The organism is Nocardioides alpinus (assembly GCF_900112035.1).
GTDB classification, from domain to species: domain Bacteria; phylum Actinomycetota; class Actinomycetes; order Propionibacteriales; family Nocardioidaceae; genus Nocardioides; species Nocardioides alpinus.
Map to the genome: position 1 here is coordinate 13315 of NZ_FOKC01000003.1, position 22391 is coordinate 35705.

Consider the following 22391-nt stretch of genomic DNA (forward strand, 5'->3'; position numbering starts at 1 on the left):
GGTGCCATGCTCGACCCATGGCGACCCCACCGAGCTTCGAGCCCCTCCCCGAGGACTGGCAGACCGCGCTCTTCGTGGTCGCGCACCCCGACGACATCGAGTACGGCGGCGCCGCCGCGGTGGCGCGCTGGACCGGGCAGGGCAAGCGGGTCGTCTACTGCATGGTGACCAGCGGCGAGGCCGGGATCGACGGCATCCACCCCGACGAGAGCGGACCCCTGCGTGAGGCCGAGGAGATCGCGTCGGCGCACGTGGTCGGCGTCGACGAGGTCGAGTTCCTGCGGCTCTCCGACGGCACCCTGGAGTACGGCGTCGAGCTGAGGCGAGCGATCGCCGAGGTGGTGCGCAGGCACCAGCCCGACATCGCGATGACCATCAACTTCCGCGAGACCTTCGGCGGCGCCAACCTCAACCAGGCCGACCACATCGCCGTGGGCAGGGCGCTGCTGGACGCCGTACGCGATGCGGGCAACCGGTGGATCTTCCCCGAGCAGCTGACCGACGGCCTCGAGCCCTGGGGCGGCGTACGAGCGGTGTGGTCGGGGTCGTCACCGCAGGCGACGCACGCCGTCGACGTGACCGAGACCTTCCAGGCCGGCGTCGCCTCGCTGAAGGAGCACCGGGCCTACATCGAGGGCCTCGGGTGGGAGGGCTGGGACCCGGAGGAGTTCCTCGACGGGATCCTCCGCGGGGGCGGCCAGGGCCTCGGGGTCACCCACGCGGCGACGTTCGAGGTGTTCCCGCTCGGCTGGGGCTGATCCGTCAGCGGCCGAACAGCGACCGTCTCGGCGGCTTGTCCGGACGCGCTGCGGCGCCCCGGTAGCGAGCGCCGACCGGCAGCGCCGGGCGCGCGGGTGCTGCGGGGTCGGGTGTCGCGTCGACGACCGGCTCGTCGGGCTCCTCCGACCCCGGCTCGAACTCGGTGGTGACCGTGCCCAGGTCGTGGTCGGCGAGGATCGCGCGGATCTCGTCGATCATGGTCACCAGGTCGGTGTCCTCGGCGGTCGAGGCGAAGGCGACCAGCGCGTGCCGCCCGAGTGAGGCGCCGATGACGGCGCCCTTCTCGAAGCGCAGCCGCATGAAGCCGGTGGCGTGCTGGTCCTCGAGCGAGCGCAGGATCGCGAGCATTCGGTTGCCGACCTCGGCGAGGTGGTGCAGGTCCTGCTGCTCCCCCACCGCCGCGATCACCCGGGAGTCGGCGGTGACGATCGAGCTCCACGCGACGCCCTCGACGGCAGCGAGGCGGTTGACGCAGTGGCTGACCGTCGCCGCGGTGTCGGCGCCGCCGACGACCATGAAGGACGGCAGCGCGCGCGGCTCGAGCGGCGTGACCACGGCGCGGAACGTGCCCTCGCCGGCCGGCGTCCAGGTCACCCCCACCGTCAGTCGCTGGGCCCCGAAGGCCTCCATCACGCGCAGGTCGCCCGCCTCGACGAGCTCCCCCATCCGACGGGCCAGTCGTCCGGTGTAGGGCAGGGCCGCGGCGAGCGCACCCGAGGCGCCGTCGTCCCCCCGCACGGTGCCGTCCGGGCGCACCAGGAACTCGCCCTGGTGCTCCGGGTCGGTCGTCGGTTCCGCGCTCATGCGGCCAGCCTCTCCCGGGGTGGAGGCGGCGGGTGGTCGCGTAACCCAACGTTCACACGCGGGGTCGAGACGTTACGCCCCGGACACCGGCCCGGAACCTCTCCCGGACCCACGGGACCGATCGTGGGCCTCAGGCCACTCGGGCGGGCCTGCTTCCGCGTCCCCGCCCTCGGGCCCCACAATCGAAGGAGGTCCCTGGTGGTCAACACCGGAGACACCGCATGGGTTCTCGCCAGCGCCAGCCTGGTGCTGCTGATGACCCCCGGCCTCGCACTCTTCTACGGCGGCATGGTCCGCGCCAAGAGTGCGCTCAACATGATGATGATGTCCTTCGGCGCGATGGGCCTGATCAGCGTGCTGTGGGTCCTCTACGGCTACTCGCTGGCCTTCGGCAACGACGTCGGCGGTGGCCTGCTCGGCAGCCCGACCGAGTTCCTCGGGCTGAGCAGCCTCCTCGAGGACACGACGTCCGAGGCCGGTGGCCTGCCCACGATGGCCTTCGTCGGCTTCCAGGCGGTCTTCGCGATCATCACGGTCGCACTCGTCTCCGGTGCGGTCGCGGAGCGGATGAAGTTCGGCAGCTGGCTGGTCTTCGCCGGCGTGTGGGCGACCCTCGTCTACTTCCCGGTCGCGCACTGGGTGTTCGACTTCAGCGTGGGCGACCACGTGGGCGGCTGGATCGCCAACACGCTCGGTGCCATCGACTTCGCCGGCGGCACCGCCGTGCACATCAACGCCGGCGCGGCCGCACTCGCGCTGGCGTTGGTGCTCGGCACCCGCCGCGGCTTCGGCACCGAGGCGATGCGCCCCCACAACCTGCCGCTGGTGATGCTGGGCGCGGGCCTGCTGTGGTTCGGCTGGTTCGGCTTCAACGCCGGCTCGGCGCTGGCGGCCAACAACACCGCCGCGGTCGCGTGGGTCAACACGCTCGTCGCCCCGGCGGCCGCGAGCCTGGCCTGGATCCTCACCGAGAAGATCCGGGACGGGTACGCCACCTCGCTGGGCGCCGCGTCCGGGCTCGTCGCCGGTCTGGTCGCCATCACGCCGGCCTGTTCGGCGGTCTCACCCGTCGGCGCCATCCTGGTCGGCGTGGGCGGTGGCGTGCTGTGCTCGCTGGCCATCGGGGTGAAGTACCGCCTCGGGTACGACGACTCGCTCGACGTCGTCGCCGTGCACCTCGTCGGTGGCCTCTGGGGCACCATCGCCATCGGCTTCCTCGCCACTGCGGCGGCGCCTGCCGGCATCGACGGTCTGCTCTACGGCGGCGGCACCGACCAGCTCTGGCGCCAGGTCGTCGGCGCCCTGGCCGTGCTGGCGTACTCCTTCATCGTCACCTACGTCATCGCGCAGGCGTTGGACCGCATCATGGGGCTGCGCGTGGCGGACGAGTTCGAGCACGCGGGACTGGACGCCACGGTCCACGCGGAGCAGGGCTACGAGCTCGGGGACATGTCCGTCGGCTGACGGACCCGAGTCCGGATCGCACAACGGCGTGCGAGGAGGCGAAGGGCTCGACGCGTGCTGCGTCGGGCCCTTCGTTGCGGGTCCGGCCGGTCCGCCCTCCCGGGACTCACGGGACGAGGTGCTCGCTCTCGCGGATGTCGGTGATCGCCATGTGGCCGGGGGCGTGGCCGATCGCCAGGGCCGGACGGGACTGCATGACCGCGGCCTGCGGGGTCACACCGCAGGCCCAGAAGACCGGGACCTCCCCGGGGCGCACCTCCACGGGGTCCCCGAAGTCGGGTGCATCGAGGTCGGTGATGCCGAGCTCAGCAGGGGATCCGATGTGGACGGGCGCCCCGTGCACGGCGGGGTAGCGCGAGGTCACCCGGACCGCCGTGGCCACCTGCGAGGCGGGCATCGGACGCATCGAGACGACCAGCGGTCCCGACAGTGACCCGGCCGGGCGGCACGCCACGGAGGTGCGGAACATCGGCACGTTGCGCCCCTGCTCGAGGTGGCGTACGGGCACTCCCGCCTCCAGGAGCGCGGCCTCGAAGGTGAAGCTGCACCCGATGAGGAACGCCACCATGTCGTCGCGCCAGCGATCGGTCACGTCGTCGACCTCGGCGACCAGCTCGCCGTGCTCGTAGATGCGGTAGGCAGGGAGGTCGGTCCGCAGGTCGCCGGCGAACCGCAGGCTGCTCACCTCCCCGGGCTCGGTCACGTCGAGGATCGGGCACGGTGCCGGGTTGCGCTGCGCGAACAGCAGGAAGTCGTAGGCGAGGTCGCGCGGCACGGCGAGCAGGTTGGCCTGGGTCCAGCCGGCGCTCCAGCCGGACGTCGGCACGCGCAGTCCGGCGCGGAACCTCGCGCGGGCCTCGGTGGGGGTGAGGGCGGCGACGTCAGTCATCGGATGCTCCTGGGACGGGCGACGGGGACGGGACTCGGCGGAAGGTGAGGCGCTGCCCCGGGCGGACTTGCGCGGCCAGGGGTACGTCGGCGTGGACGACGACTGCGATGACGGGGTAGCCGCCGGTGACGGGGTGGTCGGCGAGGAAGAGCGTCGGCTGGCCCGAAGGCGGCACCTGGAGCGCTCCGCAGACCATGCCCTCGCTCGGGAGCTCGTCGTCGCGCGCGCGGTCGAGCACGGGCCCGGAGAGCCGCATGCCGACCCGGTTGCTGTCGGCGGTGACCTCGTAGGCACCGGAGAGGAGGGCGGCCCGTCCGGCCCCGGTGAACCAGTCGGCGCGGGGGCCGTCGACGACGCGCAGGGTGACGTCGCCTGCCGCGGGCACCTGCACGGGCACCACGTCGACGCCCGGGTGTGCGGCCGTGGCGCGGCCGACCGGCAGCCGGTCGCCGGCGGCCAGCGGGGCGGGTCCGACGCCGGACAGGGTGTCGGTGGACCGGGAGCCCAGCACGGGCGGGACCTCGATCCCCCCGCGTGCGGCGAGGTAGCTGCGGAGCCCGGAGGTCGGGGCCTCGAGCCGCAGGGTCGCGCCGTCGGGCACCCACACCACGCTGTGGGAACCGTGGGTGCGGCCGTCGACGGTCATCGTGCAGGGCGCGCCGGTGAGGGTGATCGTGGCGCCCCCTCGCGCCACCACCTCGAGTCCTCCGAAGGTGACCTCGACGGCGGCCGCGGACTCGGGGTTGCCGATCACGCGGTTGGCCAGGCGCAGGGCGGGCACGTCCGCAGCGCCCGCGTGACCGACCCCGAGGGCGCCCAGGCCCGAACGCCCGAGGTCCTGCACCGTGCTCAGCGCACCGGGCCTCACCACCTCCAGCCACGCAGTCACGAGGCCTCCACGAAGGTGACGCGGAGGCCCGGCACCAGGAGGGCGGGCGGATCACGCTGGAGGTCCCAGGGATCCACCGAGGTGCGGCCGATGAGCTGCCACCCTCCGGGCGACTCGCGGGGGTAGACCCCGGTGAACTCGCCGGCCAGCGCGACGGACCGGGCCGGCACCCGGGTGCGTGGGTCGGCGCGGCGCGGCACCGTGAACCGGTCGTCGGTCCCGACCAGGTAGCCGAAGCCGGGAGCGAAGCCGCAGAACGCGACCGTCCACTCCTGCGCGGTGTGGGCCTCGATCACGCCCCGTTCCCCCAGCCCGGTCAGTCGGCCGACCTCGGCGAGGTCCTCGCCGTCGTAGGTCACCGGCACCTCGAGGCGACCGGCGTCGGGACGGTGCCCCGATCGCGGCTCGACGGCACGTACGGCCCTGGCGACCTGCGTCGGGTCGGTCCGTGCCGGGTCGATCCGCAGCAGCAGGGTGCGGGCGGCCGGCACCAGGTCGACGACGCCCTCGGGAGGGTCCTCGACGAGCTCGGCGTAGAGCGCGAGCACGGCGTCGAGGTCGTCGAGCTCGACCAGCAGGCCGGACCCGGCGCAGGGCAGCAGCCTCATCCCGGCCCACCGCCGACGAACGGCAGCACCTGCACTCCCGCCTCCTCGAGCCCGCGGCGTACGGCCGTGGCCATGACCACGGCCCCCGGGCTGTCCCCGTGCACGCACACGGACGCGGCGCGGACCGGGACGAGCGAACCGTCGGAGGAGACCACCTCCTCGCGGGTGGCGATCCGGACCGTGCGCTCGGCCACGTGGCCGGGGTCGTGCAGGACCGCGTCGGGCTCGCGCCGCGGGATCAGGGTCCCCTCGGGCGTGTAGGCGCGGTCCGCGAAGGCCTCGGGGACGGTCGTCAGCCCGGCGGCACCGGCGACCGCGAGCCACACGGAGCCGGGTAGGCCGAGCACGGGCAGGGTCGGGTCGTAGCGACGTACGGCGTCGGCGACCGCCTCGGCCTGCGCCTCGTGGTGCACGATCGCGTTGTAGAGGGCGCCGTGCGGCTTGACGTAGCGGACCTGCGTCCCTGCGACCCGGGCGAAGGCCTCCAGTGCGCCGAGCTGGTAGAGCACGTCGTTGGTCAGGTCGTGGGGCTCGACGTCGATGAAGCGGCGCCCGAAGCCGGCGAGGTCGCGGTAGCCCACCTGTGCGCCGATCACCACGCCGCGCTCGGCGGCCCGGGCGCACGTACGCCGCAGCACGGTGGGGTCGCCGGCGTGGAAGCCGCACGCCACGTTGGCGCTGGTGATCACCTCCAGCAGGGCGTCGTCGTCGCCGAGGGTCCAGCTGCCGAAGGACTCGCCCAGGTCGGCGTTGAGGTCGATCCGGGGCCCGGTCACAGCAGGTCCGCGATGCCGCCGAGGGAGTTCCAGCCGAGGTAGACCGTGAGCACCCACACGGCTGCCCCGACGGCCAGCAACCACTTCGGGTAGCGGTAGCCCCGGAGCAGGTCGATCCGGCGTGCGGCGACCCACAGGATGATGGCGAAGCCCACGGGCAGGATGAGCCCGTTGAGAGCGCCGGCGACGACGAGCAGCGTGACGGGTGCCTGGCCCAGTGCGAGGTAGATCGCTGCCGAGAAGACGATGAAGCCGACGGTCACCAGGTTGCGGCGGGCCTCGAGGCGCGGTGAGAAGCCGGACAGGAACGACACCGAGGTGTAGGAGGCACCGATCACCGAGGTGATGCTCGCGGCCCACAGGATGATGCCGAAGACCCGTACGCCCACGTCGCCAAGGGCGGCCTGGAAGGCGGAGGCAGGCGGGTTGTCCGCAGCCAGCGTCACGCCGCCGGCGACGACGCCGAGCACCGCGAGGAACAGCAGCGTGCGCATCACGCCGGTCACCAGGATGCCGGTCACCGAGCCGCGCGTGATGTCGCGGACGTGCTCGGGACCGGTGATGCCGGAGTCGACGAGCCGGTGGGCGCCGGCGTAGGTGATGTAGCCACCGACGGTGCCACCGATGAGCGTGGTGATGATCAGGAAGTCGACCTCGTCGGGCAGCACGGTCTGGCGCAGCGCCTCGCCCACGGGCGGTCCCGAGACGACGGCGGCGTAGAGCACCATCGCGATCATCACGACGCCGAGGACCACCACGATCCGGTCCATCGCGATCCCGGCCCGCTTGCTCAGGAAGATGGCGATCGCGATCAGCGCCGAGATCGCGCCGCCGATCTTGACGTCGAGGCCGAACATCGCGTTGGTGCCCAGCGCCGTGCCGCCGATGTTGCCGATGTTGAACACCAGCCCGCCCAGCACGACGAGGGCCGCCAGGAAGTAGCCGGCACCGGGAAGCACCGTGTTGGCCAGCTCCTGGGCGCGCATGCCGGAGACCCCGATGACGCGCCACACGTTGAGCTGGACCGCGATGTCGACGAGGATCGACACGAGGATCGCGAAGGCGAACGCCGCTCCGAGCTGGGCGGTGAAGACGGTGGTCTGGGTGATGAAGCCGGGGCCGATGGCGCTGGTGGCCATCAGGAACATCGCGCCGAGCAACGCCCCGCGCGCTGCGCCGGCCTTGCCCGGGGTCGCCTGCGCCGGTGCCCCGGTGTCGGTCTGCCTGGTCTCGTCGGTCATGTCGTGCCCATCTGTGTCGGTCCCGAGTGGTCCGTCGGAAAGTGGTCCCCGTCACACCACCATGAGGGATTGTTGAACAATCCGTCAATACCCCTCATCGGCTAGCCTTCGAGCGTGACCACCACCAGCTGGCTCGACGGGCTCCGGGCCGAGCGTCCCGGACTGGGCCGTGCCAGCACGTCGGGCCGGGTCGCCGACGTGCTCCGGGCCCGCATCACCGAGGGCCATCTCCGCCCGGGCACCCGCCTGTCCGAGGAGGACATCGGCGCGGCCCTGGGGGTCTCGCGCAACACCCTGCGCGAGGCGTTCAGGCTGCTCGGCCACGAGCGCCTCCTGGTGCACGAGTTCAACCGCGGCGTCTTCGTCCGCGAGCTGACCGTGGACGACGTCCGGGACCTCTACCAGCTGCGTCGCATCCTCGAGTGCGGCGCCGTACGTCGCGCCGCCGAACGGCGTCGTGCGGGCTCCTCCGACGACCGGTGGGCCGAGCTGCTGGCCCCGGTCCGCGAGGCCGTCGAGGAGGGCGAGGCGGCCGCTGCTCGCGAGCAGTGGGTCGAGGTCGGCACGGCCAACATGCACTTCCACCAGGCCGTGGCCGCACTCGCGCAGAGCCCGCGCGTCTCGGAGGCGATGGGGCACCTCCTGGCAGAGCTGCGCCTGGTCTTCCACGTGATGGACGCCCCGCAGGCGTTCCACCTGGCCTATCTCCCGGAGAACCGGACGATCCTCGAGCTGCTCGCCGCGGGCGATCTCGACGCGGCTGAGTCGGTGATGGCGGCCTACCTCGACGCCGCCGAGGCCCAGCTCATCGGCGCCTTCGCCGCCGCCCGCGAGTCCTGAGGACGCCGCTCACGACAATCGGGTGAGCCCTGACGGACCTCTGTCGGCCTACCGTCGCCACGTGCGCGAGGCCCCCCAGGCAGTGGCATCGGTCCAGGTTGCCGGCGACGGGTCCGCCCTGGCCGACAGTCCTGTCCCCGCTGCGTCGGCGTGGGCAGCGCTGGCGGTGCTGGTCGTCGCCGTGCTGGCGGTGCGCCGCATCCACCGCCGCGAAGCCGTCGCGCGCCGGCGGTCGACGTCGGTGACCGAGCCGCCCTCGGGTCCGGGTGTCCTTTCCGGAGCGGCGGCGGGCAGCGGGACGGCAGACGTGGCGGCCGTGTGGGAGAGCCCGGATCCGCGTGACGAGGCACTGGTCATCGCCTTCGTCATCGCCCTCGGTGTGGCCATGGTCGACTCAGGTGCGTCGGTGACGCAGGTGACCGCGACCCTGCGTCGCGTGGCGGCGGTCAACGGCGTGCCCGAGATCGCGATCGCGGTCCTGCCGACCGCCCTGTTCGTCTCGATGCCGGGGGCGGAGTCGGTGCAGACCGCCATCGCGCCCGCGGGTGACAGCCTCCGCCTGGACCAGGTGGGCGCCGTGTTCGCGGTCGTGGACGACGCCGAGGCCGCCCTCATCGGCCCACAGGCCGGCCTGGCCGCGCTGGTCGCGGCAGGAGCCCGCCCGGCGCCGTACGCCCCGTGGTTGCGCCTGGCCGGCTATCCGCTCCTGGCAGCCGGACTCATCCTGATCGTGCGCGGCACCTGGTGGGAGATGCTCACGGCCGTCGTGCTGGCCACCGGGGCGGGCACCCTGCAGCTCCACCGCAGCGAGGTCCCGGCGGCCTACCGGGTGTTCCTGCCGGTCGCCACTGCGTTCGGGTGCTCCCTCAGCGTGTTCCTGCTCATCCGTGCCGGCGCCGACATCGGCGTGTTCGCGCCACTTCTCGCGGTGCTGGTCACGTTCCTGCCCGGTGCCCAGCTCACGACCGCAGTGATCGAGCTGGCCACGGGCCAGATGGTGGCTGGGGTCGGGCGGCTCGCCCACGGACTGATGACACTGACGCTCCTGGCGATCGGGATCGTCACTGCGTCCCAGCTCGTCGGCGTCCCTGCCCACAGCCTCCCGGAACCCTCCCTGGACGGGTTCGGGGTCCTCTCCCCCTGGCTGGGGGTGCTCGTGTTCGGCGCAGGGGTGGTGCTGACCAGCAGCGTCGAGCTGCCGATGGCCCGGTGGGTGGTCTCGATCCTGCTCGTCGCGTACGCCGGCCAGGTCGTCGGCGGGACCCTGCTCGGTGAGGACCTCTCCGCGTTCACCGGGGCACTGGTGATGACACCCCTGGCGATGCTGGTCGCCGAGCTCCCCACCGGGCCGCCGACGCTGGTGACCTTCATGCCGGCGTTCTGGCTGCTCGTGCCGGGCGCTGCCGGACTCGCCGGGGTGGCGAAGTACCTCGGCGACCAGCGCGCCGACGGCGTCACGTCGCTGCTGGCAGCGGGCGGCTCGATGCTCGGCATCGCCTTCGGGGTGCTGCTCGGACTGGCGGTCGGCGCCTTCCTGGGCCTCGGCTCAGGAGTGAGCATGCGCGCCGCGCCCTGACGGCCGACCTCCCGACCTGGGGTGTCAGCGGGCGTCGCGCGCGGCCTGGCGGCGTACTCCCTGCGCCTGCGAGGAGGCGTCGCGCTTCACCCCGCCCGTCGTCTTCGTCGCTGCGCGGCGACCGCTGGGGACCGACGCCGGTCCCGTCGCGCCGCCCGTCGAGGACGGCCCCGCGGACCTGGCCGCACGCGCCTCGGCGATCCTCTCGGCACGCAGCTCCGTGGCGGTCTGCCGGGCCACCACGCTGACCTGGCGGCTGACCTGGGCCAGCACCGTCTCGAACACCTCGGCCTTGTCGCGGGCCCGCTGGTTGCGGGCGAAGGACTTCCCGCGGCCGCCGACCTCGGAGACCGACGCGCTGGCGCCACGCCGGTAGATCTTCATGTACTTGGTGCGCGCGCGCTGGACGCGGGTCTGGAGCTCGAGGAGCTGGTCCTCGTCGAGCTCCCGCAGGGCGGCAGGCTCGGCCTCGCGGACCAGGTTGCCTTCCGGCTCCGTCAACGAGTGCAGTACGGCCTTGTTCACGAGGACCTCCGGGGATGTGCGTCGGGGCGACCCGGGCGAGGTGCGCCGCTGCTCGACGCTAGGTCGGCACGGCGCGCGGCACCTCACCCGAATCCCGTGAGGCAGCGCGGTGCCCCGCGCCGTACCCGGACATGCTGAAGGCCCCTGACCTGCGGACGTCGCAGGTCAGGGGCCTTCGGTGGCTCCCCCGGTTGGACTCGAACCAACAACCCTCCGATTAACAGTCGAATGCTCTGCCAGTTGAGCTACAGGGGATCGCTTCAGCAGCGGTGGCAAACCTTAGCAAGCCTCTGCCGGGGTGGGGAAATCAGGGCAGGCCGACGTCACGGCGCATGACCTCGAGGGCCTCGCGGGCCGCTTCGCGGACGGTTTCGTCGTCCGGGTCGACACCCTCGTCGTACTCGTAGACCCACTGGACGCCACCCGATCCGGACGGTGCTCGCCGCGCGATGACCCGGAGTCCGCGACGTCCCGCGACCGGCACGTGGCGCTGCAGGACCACGCTCGCGGTGACGCGCTCGCGGACCAGCTCGAGGAGTCGCCCTGGATCGGCGAGGGTGGCGGTGTGGACCGGACGCAGGTCGCCCCAGCTGCCGACCTCGGAGAGCCGGAACGTGTCGGTGTCACGGTCCCAGTCAGCCGCCTCGACCTCCTCCCACGGGACACGACGGGTCTCACCGTCGGCGGCGACGTAGAAGGCGTCGCGGGTGCCGGCGAAGACGGTGCCGTCCGCGGCCTCGGCGGACGCCAGCACCTTCTCGCCGCGGGCGACCGGGAGGGCGGGCGACGACGTACGTCCGCGGCTCCTGCCCCACGACGGGCTCATGCCGTGGCTCCGGGGCCGACGGCACCTTCGCGGAGCTTGCGGCGGTGCTGCTCGAGCATCACGAGCTCACCGAACATCCTGTTGTAGTCGAGGGCGTTGTCGACGGGGTTGGTGCGCTGGAGGCGCGCCTTGACGTCGGCGATGCGGCGGGACGTGGTGAGCTCCTGGAGGCGGTAGACGTAGGCCACGGCGAACGTGGGGTTGGGGTCGGACGTGCCGCGCACCGGCTCGACGCCGAGCTCGGTGATCGCGGCGACGACGGCGGGCTCGGTGGCGGCCTCACGGACCTTGTTGGCCCAGCCCGGGTCGTCCGCGCCGGCCGCCGGGCCGTCGGCGGCCGTGACGGCCTCCCACACTCCCTGGAAGGTCGGGTGGGTGAAGTCGGTGGTGGTGACGTGGGCAGTGGTGCGCCCCACGCCCGACGGGTGCTGGATGACGAGCTTGAGCAGCTCGCGCTCGATGAGGAACCGCGGGTCGGACAGGCTCGGCAGCACCTGGCGCGGCGGCTCGGGCGCGGCGGGCACCTCGTGACGCGTCGTTCGCCGCTCGTCCGCGGGCGACGGAGCGGGTCGGCTGGCCGCCCGGCGGACCTCGGTGCGGACCTCGTCGAGGTCGACGCCGACCATGTGGGCGAGCTCGCGCGAGAACGACTCGACCTTGGTCTTGTCGCGGATGCTGGCCACCAGCCCGGCCGCGTCGCGCAGGGCGTCGACGCGGCCGTCGGCGCGGTCGAGGTCGTGGCGGGCCAGGATGTTGTCGAGGGCGAAGCGGTAGAGCGGCTGACGCTTGGCGACCAGCTCGCGGACCGCCTCGTCCCCCTCCTTGATGCGGAGGTCGCAGGGGTCCATGCCCTCGGGAGCGACGGCGACGTAGGTCTGGGAGGCGAAGACCTGGTCGCTCTCCAGCACCTTCATCGCGGCCTTCTGGCCGGCCGAGTCGCCGTCGAAGGTGAAGATGACCTCACCGCTGGTGGCCCCGTGGTCGCCGAGGAAACGACGCAGGACCCGCGCGTGGTCGGTGCCGAACGCGGTGCCGCACGACGCCACGGCAGTGCGTACGCCGGCGAGGTGGCAGGCCATCACGTCGGTGTAGCCCTCGACCACGACGGCCTGCTGGGCGTCCTTCATCGCGGTGCGCGCCAGGTCGATGCCGTAGAGGACCTGGCTCTTCTTGTAGATCGCGGTCTCGGAGGTGTTGAGGTACTTCGCCTCGATCCGGTCGTCGTCGAAGATCCGCCGCGCGCCGAAACCGATCGTGTCGCCGTTGGCCTCGCGGATCGGCCAGACCAGCCGACCGCGGAAGCGGTCGTAGTGGGAGCGGCCGTGCGCCACGAGCCCGGCGGCGACGGACTCCTCGTCGGTGAACCGGCGACCGCGCAGGTGGCGGGTCAGCGCCTCCCCGTCACGGGGCGCGAACCCGACTCCGAACAGCTCGGCGGCCGCCTGGTCGAAGCCGCGCTGGTGGAGGAACTGTCGCGCCACCACGGCGTCGGCGGAGGCCAGCTGCTCGGCGTAGAACGCCTGCGCGACCTTGTGCGCCTCGATGAGCCGGCCGCGGGCGGGCCCACGGGGCCGGGCGGGCTCGTCGTCGCCGTCCTCACGGCGCAGCGTGACGCCGTACTTCTCCCCCAGCCGCTCGACCGCCTCGGTGAAGGTGAGGCCGTCGACCTTCATGATGAAGGCGATGACGTCGCCGCCCTCCTGGCAGCCGAAGCAGTGGAAGAACTGTCGCGCGGGATTGACGTTGAACGACGGCGTCTTCTCGTCGTGGAAGGGGCAGAGGCCCTTGAGCGACCCGCCGCCGGCACGCTTGAGAGTGACGTACTGCGACACGACGTCGTCGATCCGCGCCTTCTCGCGCACCTCGGCGATGTCGTCGTCGCGAATCCGGCCAGCCACGTCGGGGAGTCTACGGGCGCCCGCCCACCTGCCGCGCCGAGTCTCCACATACCCGCGGGGGTGGGGGCCGCCACCCCTTCGGGGGAAGGCCGCTGGTGATCGGACCGGAGGTTTGGGATGGTCGGGAGATGACTCAACAGCAGGGAGCTCCCGAGAGTCAGACACTCGGCGCCCTCGTCCATCAGCTCTCGCAGCAGATCCCCGACCTCGTCCGGTCCGAGATCCGCCTGGCCCAGGCCGAGGTGGCCGAGAAGGGGAAGCGCGCCGGCGTCGGGATCGGCATGTTCAGCGTCGCCGGACTGCTCGGCTTCTTCGCCGTCGGCACTCTCGTCACCACCGCGATCCTCGGTCTCGCCACGGTGCTGGACACGTGGCTCGCCGCCCTCGTCGTGGCGATCGTCCTGGTCATCGGCGCAGCCGTGGCTGGCCTGGCAGGCAAGAACAAGGTCGCCGAGGCAACTCCGGCAGCACCCGAGAAGGCCATCCGGGGCATCAAGGACGACCTCGCCACCGTCAAGGGAGGCCGCCATGTCTGACGCACGCACCCCCGAGCAGATCGAGGCCGAGATCGTCCTGCAGCGCGAGCAGCTGGCCGGCACGGTCGACGAGCTGGCAGCCAAGCTCGACGTGAAGTCGCGCGCCCAGGACAAGGTGGCCGAGCTGAAGAGCTCCGCGACCACGGAGTCGGGTGCACCCCGACCCGAGGTCCTGGCTGCCGCAGGATCACTGGCGGCGATGGCCGTCGTGCTGCTGCTCTGGCGCCACCGCCGCACCCACTGACTTCCCCTCTGCAGTCCCCAGCCCTGAAGGAGCACACCCCATGAAGAAGCTCTCCCTCCTCGCCGCCGGCTTCGTCGGCTACGTCCTCGGCGCCCGCGCCGGCCGCGAGCGCTACGAGCAGATCAAGAAGACCGCCACGCGGGTCAAGAACGACCCGCGTGTGCAGGAGAAGGCCACCCAGGCCGCCGACCTCGCCAAGGAGAAGGCGCCGGTCGTCAAGGACAAGGTCGTCGCCGCGGCGGGCACCGCCGCCGACAAGGTGACGCCGTCCGGCAGTGGCAGCAGCCACCGCGCGGACCTCGAGGACCAGCTCAACCCCGACAACGTCGCGCTGCAGGACAACCCGTACCCGCAGGGCGACCTGCCCTAGGTTTCGACACGCTCGCTGCGCTCGCTGCTCAACCGGCGGGGGCTCGCTGCGCCCGCTGCTCGACCGGCGGGGGGCTCGGGCTCGCTGCCCGATCGGCGGGGGGCCTCGTGCTCGCTGCTCGACCGGCGGGGGCCTCGGGCTCGCTGCCCGATCGGCGGGGGGCCTCGCGCTGGCTGCTCAGCTGGCGGAGCGACCTGTGATCGTTGCGTGGCGGGTGACGGCGCTGGCGTCGGTGAGCGACGCCACCTGGTCGATGACCACGCGGCGCCGGGCGGCGTCGTCGGTCGCAGCGTCCCAATCCTCCACGAAGACCGGGTCGAGGGCCTCGACGCCGCGCGCCCAGATGCCCTCGACGAGCTCGGCGACCAGCTCGCGTTGGCGCTTCATCAACGTGACGCGGTCGTCGGCCTGCATGACGTAGAGGGCCGCGATGCCCTTGAGGACCCCGATCTCCACCTCGGTGCGCGCCGGCACCACCAGGTCGGCCCGGTGCCGCACCGGCGGCTCGCCGGCCGACGCGGCGAGGGTGGCCTGCTGGGCGCTGCCGCAGAACCGGCCGATGAGGTCGCTCGTGAGGTTCTTGATGGCGGCCAGGCTGCGCCTGCTGCCGTCGTACGACGTGCGGGGCCAGCTCCCCACCGCTCGCAGGTCGGCAAGCGCGGCGTCGAGCGCGGCGTCGTCGATGCCGGGCAGGTACCACGAGCGCACGGTCTCCCAGAGGGCGTCGCGGTCGAGGCGGGTGAGGTCGAGTCGACCGGCCACGATGCCGTCCTCGACGTCGTGCACCGAGTAGGCGACGTCGTCGGCGAGGTCCATCACCTGTGCCTCGAGGCAGCGGCGTCGGCCGTCGACGCCGGCGCGCAGCCAGTCGAAGACAGGACGGTCGTCGTCGTAGACCCCGAACTTCACGACCACGCGCGGCGTGCCGTCGGCGTGGACGCCGTGGGGACCGGTGGCGTCGGTGCGGAGCCACGGGTACTTCGTGCAGGCGTCGAGCGTCGCGCGGGTGAGGTTGAGACCGACCGACCGGCCGTCGGCGTCGAAGGTCTTCGACTCCAGCCGGGTCAGCAGGCGCAGGGTCTGAGCGTTGCCCTCGAAGCCGCCGCAGTCGGCGCTGAGCTCGGCCAGCACGCGCTCGCCGTTGTGGCCGAAGGGCGGGTGGCCCATGTCGTGGGCCAGCGCCGCGGTCTCGGCGATGTCGGGATGGGTGCCCACCGCGCGGGCCAGGTCGCGGGCGACCTGCGCGACCTCGAGGCTGTGCGTGAGCCGGTTGCGGACGAAGTCGTCCGTCTGCGGCCCGACGACCTGGGTCTTGGCCGCGAGCCGGCGTGACGCCGCCGCGTGGACGACACGCGCCCGGTCGCGCTCGAACGCCAGGCGCACGGGCGCGTCCACCCGCTTGGGAGGTTCGGCGACCACGCGCTCGCGCGCCTCGTCGGCGTACAGGTCCTCGATGCTCATCGGCCGGTCAGCCTAGCCGTCCCCGAGGACACGACCCGGACAGGCTGGCGGTGGGCGTCAGTAGACCGTGACGTGCACGTGGTCGTAGTGGTTGGCCGTCGTCGACCCACGGTCGGACATGCCCCGCCAACCCTCGCCGCTGCGCTCCACGGACCACATCTGCTGGGAGTAGATGATGTACTCGATGCCGAGCGCGGAGTAGTTGGCGCGCAGGAACTCGGCGATGGCCCAGCCGGTCTCGCCGCTGATCATGATGTCGATCGCGCGACCCTGGCCGTGCTCGCCGTCGCTGCGCCACGTGCCGTAGCTGGTGATCTCGGGCCAGTTGGCGCAGACCACGTCGTGGATCTCGTAGAGCGAGGCACGCCCGGCGTCGATGGTGGAGCCGTTGGCGCACGCGCCGCCGAGGCTCGGACCGGCCGGCTCGGGCTCGGGCTTGTCCTGGGCCAGGTAGTCGGCGCTGACCCAGCGCGACTGGCCGTCGATGACGACCTGTGCGCGGCCCAGCTGGCGACGGCCGGTGACCGAGACCTGCTCGAGGGCGCCGATCTCGCCGAGCTTCTCGGCCTTCTCGCTCGGGCCGTCCCACAGGTTGAGGACCTCGAGGGTCCACAGCTTGTTGCCGACCTTCTTGGCCGTCTGGCGGGCCAGACGGTCGATCTTCAGGTCCTCACGGACGGCCGACTCGGCCTTCGCCGCGGTGCGGATCTGGGAGCGCGACACGGTCGCCTCGCCGCGCCGGGCGAGGGACGTGGCGTTGGCGAACGACTGCGCGACGGCCGCCGTGTCGGTGGGCGCCTCGGTCGGCGTCTTGGTGGACGTGGTGCTGGTGGAGGCCAGCAGGGTGTTGTCCGAGGTCGCGGGGGCCGCAGCGAGCACGCCCATGGTCACGGCCGACATCGTCGCCACGACGGCGATCGGTGCGGAGACCAGGACGGATCGAGGGATCCGGGAGAATCGGGAGGGACGGGGACCGGGGGTAGCAGGGGTTTCCCGCTTGTGGCGATGCTGAGCCACAGCGCTGATCCTTTGCAGTTGCTGACGGGGGACAGTGCGTCGATCCACGGGGCCGAAATTGACTCGGGGCCCGTGCCCACGCCGACGCGATCATCGAGTGAAGCACAGGATTCTCGGCCTGTCCCAATTGTCCACGGTAAAAACGAGGGTGTTCCGGCTCACCCGCCAGTGGTTTCGTCGGCGTCCTCGCGCAGGTGCGCGCCGCGTCCGTCCGTGTCATCGAGCCACCCCTCGGGGAGCGCCACCCTGGCCCGGGGCGACCCCTGGCGACCGCGCGGCGTGCCGAGCTCACGCACCGGGAACGGCTCGTCGCCGTCGAGGCCGACGAGCAGGTCGTCGAGCGTGGCCAGCGAGTCGACGAGGGCCAGCCTGTGGCGGAGGTCGCCGCCGGCGCCGAAGCCCTTGAGGTACCAGGAGACGTGCTTGCGGAACTCCTTGCAGCCGCGCTCCTCCCCCATGTGCGCAGAGAGCAGCTCGGCGTGGCGACGCATCATGGTGCGCACCTCGCCGAGGGTCGGGAGGGTCGCGACGTCGTCGCCGTGGAACGCAGCGGCCAGGTCGCGGAAGAGCCACGGGCGGCCGAGGCAGCCGCGGCCGACGACCACGCCTGCGGCACCGGTCTGCTCGACCATCCGCAGGGCGTCCGCCGCCTCCCAGATGTCGCCGTTGCCGAGGACCGGGATGTCGACGTGCTCGACGAGGGCCGCGATCGCGTCCCAGTCGGCCTGCCCGGAGTAGGCCTGCTGGACGGTGCGGCCGTGCAGGGCGATGGCCGCCACGCCCGTCTCCTCCGCGATCCGGCCCGCGTCGAGATAGGTGAGGTGGTCGTCGTCGAGCCCCTTGCGGGTCTTCATCGTCACCGGGACGTCGTACGGCGCTGCTGCCGCAACCGCGGCGGTGAGGATCTCGCCGAGCAGGCCGCGCTTCCACGGCAGCGCTCCCCCGCCGCCCTTGCGGGTCACCTTGGGGACCGGGCAGCCGAAGTTGAGGTCGACGTGGGCCACGCCGTGGTCGGCGCAGAGGATCTCGACGGCCTTGCCGATGTAGACCGGGTCGGTGCCGTAGAGCTGCACCGAGCGGACCGTCTCGAGCTCGTCGAAGACGAGCATCTTCCTGGTGACCTCGTCGCCCTCGACGAGGCCGCGGCTGGTGATCATCTCGCTGACGTAGAGCCCGGCTCCCTGCTCGGCGCAGAGCCGGCGGTAGGCCGCGTTGGTGATGCCGGCCATCGGCGCCAGCACGACCGGGGTGTCGACGCGCAACGACCCCAGGGTGAGGGAGGCGGGGACGGCGGTCATGTCCCCATTGTCGAGCGGTCCGGCGTCCGACCCAAATCAGCCGTTGCCGCGCGGGCGCGCGACCTCACCGGTCCAGGAGATCGGGTCGAACCCCTCGGTGGGCTCGAAGACCATGTCATCGATCCGCGCGCCGTCGGGGACGAGGTAGACTAGGCACATCTCGGTCTCGGCGCCCGCCTCGAACGGCGACGGCAGCGGCCCGCTCTGGCAGGCGGTGAAGTCGCCGCCGAGTGTCCACGGGGCACCCAGTGCGCCGGTGTCGTCGCGTAGGTAGAGCGGCACGTCGAAGCCACCGAGGTCCGACTCCCCTGTGTTCCTCAGCGACACCGTGACGAAGTAGGGGCGGGACGCGGCCATCGCGTCGTCGCGCACCCAGCCGTCGAAGACCGACCGGCGTTGCTCCGCGACCGCGTCCACGCTGAGCTCGAGCACGCCGGTGACGCTGGTGGCGGGCTGCCACACGAGCACCGCCGCCTCCCCGAGGTCGGAGCCGGGATCGGTGCCGGCAGGCGTGCTCACGACCCTGCTGGTCGTGCCGCCCACCTCGGGCCCGGTGTCGGTGTCCGTCCCCGAGCACGCGGACAGTGCCACCGCGAGGACAGTCGGGAGGAGCACCGTGCGCCGCATGGCGCCATGGTGGCACGGCGCGTACGTCGGCGACGGAGCCCCGCCGCCGGCGTACGACTGGCCCGCAGGCGTCAGCAGCCGACCAGGCGCTCGGCGAACCAGCGGGTGATGCCGTCGAGGCTGACCCGCTCCTGGACCATCGTGTCGCGCTCGCGGATGGTGACCGCGTTGTCGTCGAGGGTCTCGAAGTCGACGGTCACGCAGAACGGCGTGCCGATCTCGTCCTGGCGGCGGTAGCGGCGACCGATCGCGCCGGAGTCGTCGAAGTCGACGTTCCAGTTCTGGCGCAGCTCGGCGGCCAGCGCCTTGGCCTTGGGCGAGAGGTCGGCGTTGCGGCTCAGCGGGAGCACGGCGACCTTGACCGGAGCCAGGCGCGGGTCGAGCTTGAGCACGACCCGCTTGTCCACGCCGCCCTTGGTGTTGGGCGCCTCGTCCTCGGTGTAGGCGTCGATGAGAAACGCCATCAGCGACCGCGTGAGGCCGGCGGCCGGCTCGATGACGTAGGGCAGGTAGCGCTCGTCGGCGGCCTGGTCGTAGTAGGACAGGTCCTTGCCGGAGAACTCGCTGTGCTGCTTGAGGTCGAAGTCGGTGCGGTTGGCGATGCCCTCGAGCTCCTCGAAGTCCCGACCCGAGAACCCGAAGCGGTACTCGATGTCGGTCGTGCCCTTGGAGTAGTGGGAGAGCTTCTCCTGCGGGTGCTCGTAGTGGCGCAGGTTGTCGGGGTTGATGCCGAGGTCGACGTACCAGCGGGTGCGCTCCTCGATCCAGTAGCGGAACCACTCGTCGTCCTCGCCGGGCTTGACGAAGAACTCCATCTCCATCTGCTCGAACTCGCGGGTGCGGAAGATGAAGTTGCCCGGCGTGATCTCGTTGCGGAAGCTCTTGCCCATCTGGGCGATGCCGAACGGCGGCTTCTGGCGGCTGCTCGTGACGACGTTGGAGAAGTTGAGGAAGATGCCCTGCGCGGTCTCGGGGCGGAGGTAGTGCAGGCCGGACTCGTCCTCGATGACACCGAGGTAGGTCTTGAGCATCATGTTGAAGTTGCGCGGCTCGGTCCACGCGTTGCGCGTGCCGCAGTTGGGACAGGCGATCGACTCGTTGATGTCGACCGTGTCGGGGTCCTCGATGCCCTTCTTGGCCGCGTAGTCCTCCTGCATGTGGTCCGCGCGGAAGCGCTTGTGGCAGGACTGGCACTCGGTCAGCGGGTCGCTGAAGGTGCTCAGGTGGCCACTGGCCTCCCAGGTGCGGGTCGGCAGGATGACGCTGGAGTCGAGGCCGACCACGTCGTCGCGGCGGGTGACCATGAAGCGCCACCACTGGCGCTTGATGTTCTCCTTGAGCTCCACCCCGAGGGGGCCGTAGTCCCAGGCGGACTTGGTGCCGCCGTAGATCTCACCGCAGGGGTAGACGAAACCCCGGCGCTTGGCGAGGGAGACGACGTTGTCCAGGGCGGTGGGGGCAGGCTTGGCCACGGTGATTCCTTCTACAGGGGGCAGGTCGGGCCGGCTGGCTGTCGGCTCGTGCAGTGCTTCTCCTCACTGGGAGGAGCGATCACCCTATCGATCGGGGCTGGGCCTCATTGAGGTCGGTCCCCTCCTCCACCACCTCGTAGGCGCTCGGCTCGTCGAGCGCGTGCACCATCAGCGGCTGGATGTGCATCTTGGCCTCGTACGACCCCAGCGCGCGGCGGTAGGAGCCGACGTTCTCCCAGCGGGTGGTGAGCACCCACAGGGTCGGGTCATCGACGTTGCGCCCGACCTCGCCCCCGTCGTAGCCGGGCTTCGCGGCCAGGATGCCGAGCGCGTGCAGCAGCCCGCCGCGCAGCTCCTGCTCGGCAGTGGGGTCGGGAGAGGGCGTACGGAGGCGGGTGACGACGAGCATCTGCCCAGACTAGGCCGTGGTCGGTTTGACAATCGTTCTCAACTGCCCTGAGAATCGTTCTCATGTCGCTCGCCACTCGCCTCCTTCCCCTTCCCAGCCTCCTGGCCGCCACCGTCCTCCTTGCCGGGTGTGGTCAGCTGGGTGACGACGCCTCCGGAAATGGTCGCCGGGCCGTCGCGTCGTTCTACCCGTTGGCCTGGGTGACAGAGCGGGTGGCGGGCGACGACTGGACCGTGGAGAACCTGACCCAGCCCGGCCAGGAGCCGCACGACCTCGAGCTCACCATCGCCCAGACCGCGGCCCTCGAGGATGCGGACCTCATCGTCCTCGAGGACGGCTTCCAGCCGGCCGTGGACGCCACCGTCGAGGGCGCCGACGCTCCCGTGCTGGACGCCGCCGCGGTCGTCGACCTGCTGCCGGCCACCGAGGACGAGCACGAGGGCGAGGAGCACGAGGGCGAGACCGCGGAGGAGCACGCCGAGCACGGCGACTTCGACCCGCACTTCTGGCTCGACCCGCTCCTCGTGGCCGACTTCGCCGACGCCGTCGCCGACGAGCTGGGCGAGGTCGACCCCGACGCCGCCCAGACGTACGCCGACAACGCGGCAGCGCTGCGCACCGAGCTCGAGTCCCTCGACCAGGACTACACCGACGGACTCGCGTCGTGCGAGCGGACCACCACCGTGGTGAGCCACCAGGCCTTCGCCTACATGGCGCGCTACGGGCTGGACTTCGAGCCGATCGCCGGGCTCTCCCCCGACGCCGAGGCCACGGCCGCCGACCTTGCCCGCCTCCAGGAGCTGATCACCGAGGACGGCGTGACCACCGTGTTCTCCGAGCGCCTGGTCAGCGCGAAGATGGCCGAGACGCTGGCCGACGACCTCGGGGTGTCCACCGCGATCCTTGACCCCATCGAGGGCCTGTCGGACGACACGACCGACGAGGACTATCTTTCCCTCATGAGCGAGAACCTGACGGCCCTCCAGCAGGCCAACGGCTGCTCGTGACTCCCGCCGGCCTCCCGTACGACGTCACCGTCCCCGTCGTCCTCGACCAGGTCTCCGTCGCCATCGGCGGACGACCGATCCTGCGCGACGTCGACCTGACCGTCCATGCCGGGGACATGGTGACGCTGCTCGGGCCCAACGGGTCGGGCAAGTCCACCCTCGTCCGCGCGCTCACCGGGCTGCTGCCGGTGGCGCGCGGCGAGGTGCGTCTCTACGGCACACCGCTCGACGACTTCGGTGACTGGCAGCGGGTCGGCTTCGTGCCCCAGCGCTCGACCGCGACCGGCGGCGTGCCGGCCACGGTCCGCGAGGTGGTCGCCTCCGGACGCGTCGGACGCCGCCGCCTGCTGCGCCCGACCAGTGCGGCCGACCGGCGCGCCGTCGAGTCCGCGCTCGACGTCGTCGGCCTCGCCGACCGCGCGTCACACGGTGTCTCCCAGCTCTCGGGCGGCCAGCAGCAGCGGGTGCTCATCGCCCGGGCGTTGGCGGGCGAGCCGGACCTGCTCGTGCTCGACGAGCCCACCGCCGGCGTCGACCTGCCCAACCAGCAGGCCCTCGCCGATGCGCTGCGCCGGCTCAAGGAGCGTGGCGCGACCATCGTGCTGGTGGCCCACGAGATCGGCCCGATGATGCCGCTGATCGACCGCACGGTCGTGATGCGTGACGGCTGGGTGGCCTACGACGGCCCGCCGCTCACGCAGGAGGTCGCCTCTCACACGCACCACCACCCGCACGAGCACGACGTACCGGGTGGGCACGACCACGCTCCCCACGTCTCCTCGCCCTTCGACTGGGAGCGGCGGAACCGACCATGAGCACCCCACGACGTTCCTC

General features: G+C 72.0%; 24 protein-coding genes and 1 tRNA gene. 9 read left to right on the top strand and 16 right to left on the bottom strand.

What is annotated here, in order from left to right; genetic code table 11:
• Positions 1-17 precede the first annotated feature (17 nt).
• Positions 18-758 (top strand): PIG-L deacetylase family protein, encoded by a 741-nt coding sequence (locus BM127_RS07795; protein WP_091196998.1) that lies wholly within the window; start codon positions 18-20, stop codon positions 756-758.
• 4 nt (positions 759-762) lie between these two features.
• Here BM127_RS07795 and BM127_RS07800 read toward each other — a convergent pair whose 3' ends face one another.
• Positions 763-1584 (bottom strand): hypothetical protein, encoded by an 822-nt coding sequence (locus tag BM127_RS07800; RefSeq protein WP_091197000.1) that lies wholly within the window; start codon positions 1582-1584, stop codon positions 763-765.
• 198 nt (positions 1585-1782) lie between these two features.
• Between BM127_RS07800 and BM127_RS07805 the strand changes: the two genes are divergently transcribed.
• Positions 1783-3048: an ammonium transporter gene (locus tag BM127_RS07805; protein WP_091197004.1), complete on the top strand. Its 1266-nt coding sequence runs from the start codon at positions 1783-1785 to the stop codon at positions 3046-3048.
• 106 nt (positions 3049-3154) lie between these two features.
• Here BM127_RS07805 and BM127_RS07810 read toward each other — a convergent pair whose 3' ends face one another.
• The 5 genes from BM127_RS07810 to BM127_RS07830 are packed head-to-tail and all read right to left on the bottom strand — an operon-like array spanning position 3155 to position 7451.
• Positions 3155-3937, bottom strand: coding sequence for a putative hydro-lyase (locus tag BM127_RS07810; RefSeq protein ID WP_091197007.1), 783 nt, complete (start codon positions 3935-3937; stop codon positions 3155-3157).
• The gene (locus BM127_RS07815; RefSeq protein ID WP_091197010.1) at positions 3930-4826 is read right to left on the bottom strand and encodes a 5-oxoprolinase subunit C family protein; all 897 of its coding nucleotides are present in this window, start codon (positions 4824-4826) and stop codon (positions 3930-3932) included. Before BM127_RS07815 ends, BM127_RS07810 begins: the two co-directional genes overlap by 8 nt.
• Complete coding sequence (locus BM127_RS07820) at positions 4823-5434, bottom strand: 5-oxoprolinase subunit B family protein (protein ID WP_091197013.1); 612 nt, start codon at positions 5432-5434, stop codon at positions 4823-4825. Before BM127_RS07820 ends, BM127_RS07815 begins: the two co-directional genes overlap by 4 nt.
• The gene (locus tag BM127_RS07825) at positions 5431-6210 is read right to left on the bottom strand and encodes a LamB/YcsF family protein (RefSeq protein ID WP_091197015.1); all 780 of its coding nucleotides are present in this window, start codon (positions 6208-6210) and stop codon (positions 5431-5433) included. Before BM127_RS07825 ends, BM127_RS07820 begins: the two co-directional genes overlap by 4 nt.
• Positions 6207-7451 carry an NRAMP family divalent metal transporter gene (locus tag BM127_RS07830; protein WP_091197018.1) on the bottom strand — a complete coding sequence of 415 codons (1245 nt, stop codon included), beginning with the start codon at positions 7449-7451 and terminating at the stop codon, positions 6207-6209. Before BM127_RS07830 ends, BM127_RS07825 begins: the two co-directional genes overlap by 4 nt.
• A 114-nt stretch (positions 7452-7565) precedes the next feature.
• Here BM127_RS07830 and BM127_RS07835 point away from each other — a divergent pair, with 114 nt between their 5' ends.
• Positions 7566-8291 carry a GntR family transcriptional regulator gene (locus BM127_RS07835; protein WP_091197020.1) on the top strand — a complete coding sequence of 242 codons (726 nt, stop codon included), beginning with the start codon at positions 7566-7568 and terminating at the stop codon, positions 8289-8291.
• A 61-nt stretch (positions 8292-8352) separates the two neighbouring features.
• Entirely contained in the window at positions 8353-9867 is a 1515-nt protein-coding gene (locus BM127_RS07840) for a threonine/serine exporter family protein (RefSeq protein ID WP_139227689.1), read from the top strand.
• Positions 9868-9891: 24 nt separating this feature from the next.
• Here BM127_RS07840 and BM127_RS07845 read toward each other — a convergent pair whose 3' ends face one another.
• From BM127_RS07845 to dnaG, 4 genes are all read right to left on the bottom strand, one after another.
• The gene (locus tag BM127_RS07845; RefSeq protein WP_198554270.1) at positions 9892-10392 is read right to left on the bottom strand and encodes a hypothetical protein; all 501 of its coding nucleotides are present in this window, start codon (positions 10390-10392) and stop codon (positions 9892-9894) included.
• Between the two features lie 179 nt (positions 10393-10571).
• Positions 10572-10647, bottom strand: a tRNA-Asn gene (locus BM127_RS07850).
• A gap of 52 nt (positions 10648-10699) precedes the next feature.
• On the bottom strand, positions 10700-11218 hold the full coding sequence (locus BM127_RS07855; protein WP_091197026.1) for a hypothetical protein: 519 nt from the start codon (positions 11216-11218) through the stop codon (positions 10700-10702).
• Entirely contained in the window at positions 11215-13116 is a 1902-nt protein-coding gene (dnaG, locus tag BM127_RS07860; RefSeq protein ID WP_091197029.1) for a DNA primase, read from the bottom strand. The genes BM127_RS07855 and dnaG overlap by 4 nt, the downstream gene beginning before the upstream one ends.
• 128 nt (positions 13117-13244) lie before the next feature.
• On the opposite strand from dnaG, the gene BM127_RS07865 reads away from it, so the two are divergent.
• Genes BM127_RS07865 through BM127_RS07875 form a run of 3 tightly spaced genes read left to right on the top strand, consistent with a single transcriptional unit; the run spans position 13245 to position 14266 of the window.
• Positions 13245-13652 carry a phage holin family protein gene (locus BM127_RS07865; protein WP_091197032.1) on the top strand — a complete coding sequence of 136 codons (408 nt, stop codon included), beginning with the start codon at positions 13245-13247 and terminating at the stop codon, positions 13650-13652.
• Entirely contained in the window at positions 13645-13896 is a 252-nt protein-coding gene (locus BM127_RS07870; RefSeq protein WP_091197035.1) for a DUF3618 domain-containing protein, read from the top strand. The genes BM127_RS07865 and BM127_RS07870 overlap by 8 nt, the downstream gene beginning before the upstream one ends.
• Positions 13897-13936: 40 nt before the next feature.
• Positions 13937-14266: a YtxH domain-containing protein gene (locus tag BM127_RS07875; protein WP_175507354.1), complete on the top strand. Its 330-nt coding sequence runs from the start codon at positions 13937-13939 to the stop codon at positions 14264-14266.
• Positions 14267-14443: 177 nt separating this feature from the next.
• On the opposite strand, the gene BM127_RS07880 is transcribed toward BM127_RS07875, so the two are convergent.
• The 6 genes from BM127_RS07880 to BM127_RS07905 all read right to left on the bottom strand — a co-directional run bounded on the left by BM127_RS07880 (position 14444) and on the right by BM127_RS07905 (position 20550).
• Positions 14444-15727 (bottom strand): deoxyguanosinetriphosphate triphosphohydrolase, encoded by a 1284-nt coding sequence (locus BM127_RS07880; protein WP_091197037.1) that lies wholly within the window; start codon positions 15725-15727, stop codon positions 14444-14446.
• Positions 15728-15784: 57 nt separating this feature from the next.
• A complete protein-coding gene (locus tag BM127_RS07885; RefSeq protein WP_476703504.1) occupies positions 15785-16612 on the bottom strand; it encodes an SH3 domain-containing protein in 828 nt (275 codons plus the stop codon).
• Between the two features lie 290 nt (positions 16613-16902).
• On the bottom strand, positions 16903-18042 hold the full coding sequence (dusB, locus tag BM127_RS07890) for a tRNA dihydrouridine synthase DusB (RefSeq protein WP_091197042.1): 1140 nt from the start codon (positions 18040-18042) through the stop codon (positions 16903-16905).
• Positions 18043-18078: 36 nt separating this feature from the next.
• Positions 18079-18669, bottom strand: coding sequence for a hypothetical protein (locus BM127_RS07895; protein ID WP_091197043.1), 591 nt, complete (start codon positions 18667-18669; stop codon positions 18079-18081).
• Between the two features lie 71 nt (positions 18670-18740).
• A complete protein-coding gene (locus BM127_RS07900; protein ID WP_175507355.1) occupies positions 18741-20141 on the bottom strand; it encodes a glycine--tRNA ligase in 1401 nt (466 codons plus the stop codon).
• A gap of 79 nt (positions 20142-20220) precedes the next feature.
• On the bottom strand, positions 20221-20550 hold the full coding sequence (locus tag BM127_RS07905; RefSeq protein WP_091197048.1) for an antibiotic biosynthesis monooxygenase family protein: 330 nt from the start codon (positions 20548-20550) through the stop codon (positions 20221-20223).
• A 62-nt stretch (positions 20551-20612) separates the two neighbouring features.
• On the opposite strand from BM127_RS07905, the gene BM127_RS07910 reads away from it, so the two are divergent.
• Complete coding sequence (locus tag BM127_RS07910) at positions 20613-21557, top strand: metal ABC transporter substrate-binding protein (protein WP_091197050.1); 945 nt, start codon at positions 20613-20615, stop codon at positions 21555-21557.
• Positions 21554-22372, top strand: coding sequence for a metal ABC transporter ATP-binding protein (locus tag BM127_RS07915; RefSeq protein WP_091197053.1), 819 nt, complete (start codon positions 21554-21556; stop codon positions 22370-22372). The genes BM127_RS07910 and BM127_RS07915 overlap by 4 nt, the downstream gene beginning before the upstream one ends.
• Positions 22373-22391: the final 19 nt, after the last annotated feature.

Bases quoted from the DNA above. Each gene is read 5' to 3' on its own strand.
- BM127_RS07795 (WP_091196998.1), top strand. From the start codon at position 18: ATGGCGACCCCACCGAGCTTCGAGCCCCTCCCCGAGGACTGGCAGACC.
- BM127_RS07800 (WP_091197000.1), bottom strand. From the start codon at position 1,584: ATGAGCGCGGAACCGACGACCGACCCGGAGCACCAGGGCGAGTTCCTG.
- BM127_RS07810 (WP_091197007.1), bottom strand. From the start codon at position 3,937: ATGACTGACGTCGCCGCCCTCACCCCCACCGAGGCCCGCGCGAGGTTC.
- BM127_RS07820 (WP_091197013.1), bottom strand. From the start codon at position 5,434: ATGAGGCTGCTGCCCTGCGCCGGGTCCGGCCTGCTGGTCGAGCTCGAC.
- BM127_RS07830 (WP_091197018.1), bottom strand. From the start codon at position 7,451: ATGACCGACGAGACCAGGCAGACCGACACCGGGGCACCGGCGCAGGCG.
- BM127_RS07855 (WP_091197026.1), bottom strand. From the start codon at position 11,218: ATGAGCCCGTCGTGGGGCAGGAGCCGCGGACGTACGTCGTCGCCCGCC.
- BM127_RS07865 (WP_091197032.1), top strand. From the start codon at position 13,245: ATGACTCAACAGCAGGGAGCTCCCGAGAGTCAGACACTCGGCGCCCTC.
- BM127_RS07870 (WP_091197035.1), top strand. From the start codon at position 13,645: ATGTCTGACGCACGCACCCCCGAGCAGATCGAGGCCGAGATCGTCCTG.
- BM127_RS07875 (WP_175507354.1), top strand. From the start codon at position 13,937: ATGAAGAAGCTCTCCCTCCTCGCCGCCGGCTTCGTCGGCTACGTCCTC.
- BM127_RS07880 (WP_091197037.1), bottom strand. From the start codon at position 15,727: ATGAGCATCGAGGACCTGTACGCCGACGAGGCGCGCGAGCGCGTGGTC.
- BM127_RS07885 (WP_476703504.1), bottom strand. From the start codon at position 16,612: ATGGGCGTGCTCGCTGCGGCCCCCGCGACCTCGGACAACACCCTGCTG.
- dusB (WP_091197042.1), bottom strand. From the start codon at position 18,042: ATGACCGCCGTCCCCGCCTCCCTCACCCTGGGGTCGTTGCGCGTCGAC.
- BM127_RS07895 (WP_091197043.1), bottom strand. From the start codon at position 18,669: ATGCGGCGCACGGTGCTCCTCCCGACTGTCCTCGCGGTGGCACTGTCC.
- BM127_RS07905 (WP_091197048.1), bottom strand. From the start codon at position 20,550: ATGCTCGTCGTCACCCGCCTCCGTACGCCCTCTCCCGACCCCACTGCC.
- BM127_RS07910 (WP_091197050.1), top strand. From the start codon at position 20,613: ATGTCGCTCGCCACTCGCCTCCTTCCCCTTCCCAGCCTCCTGGCCGCC.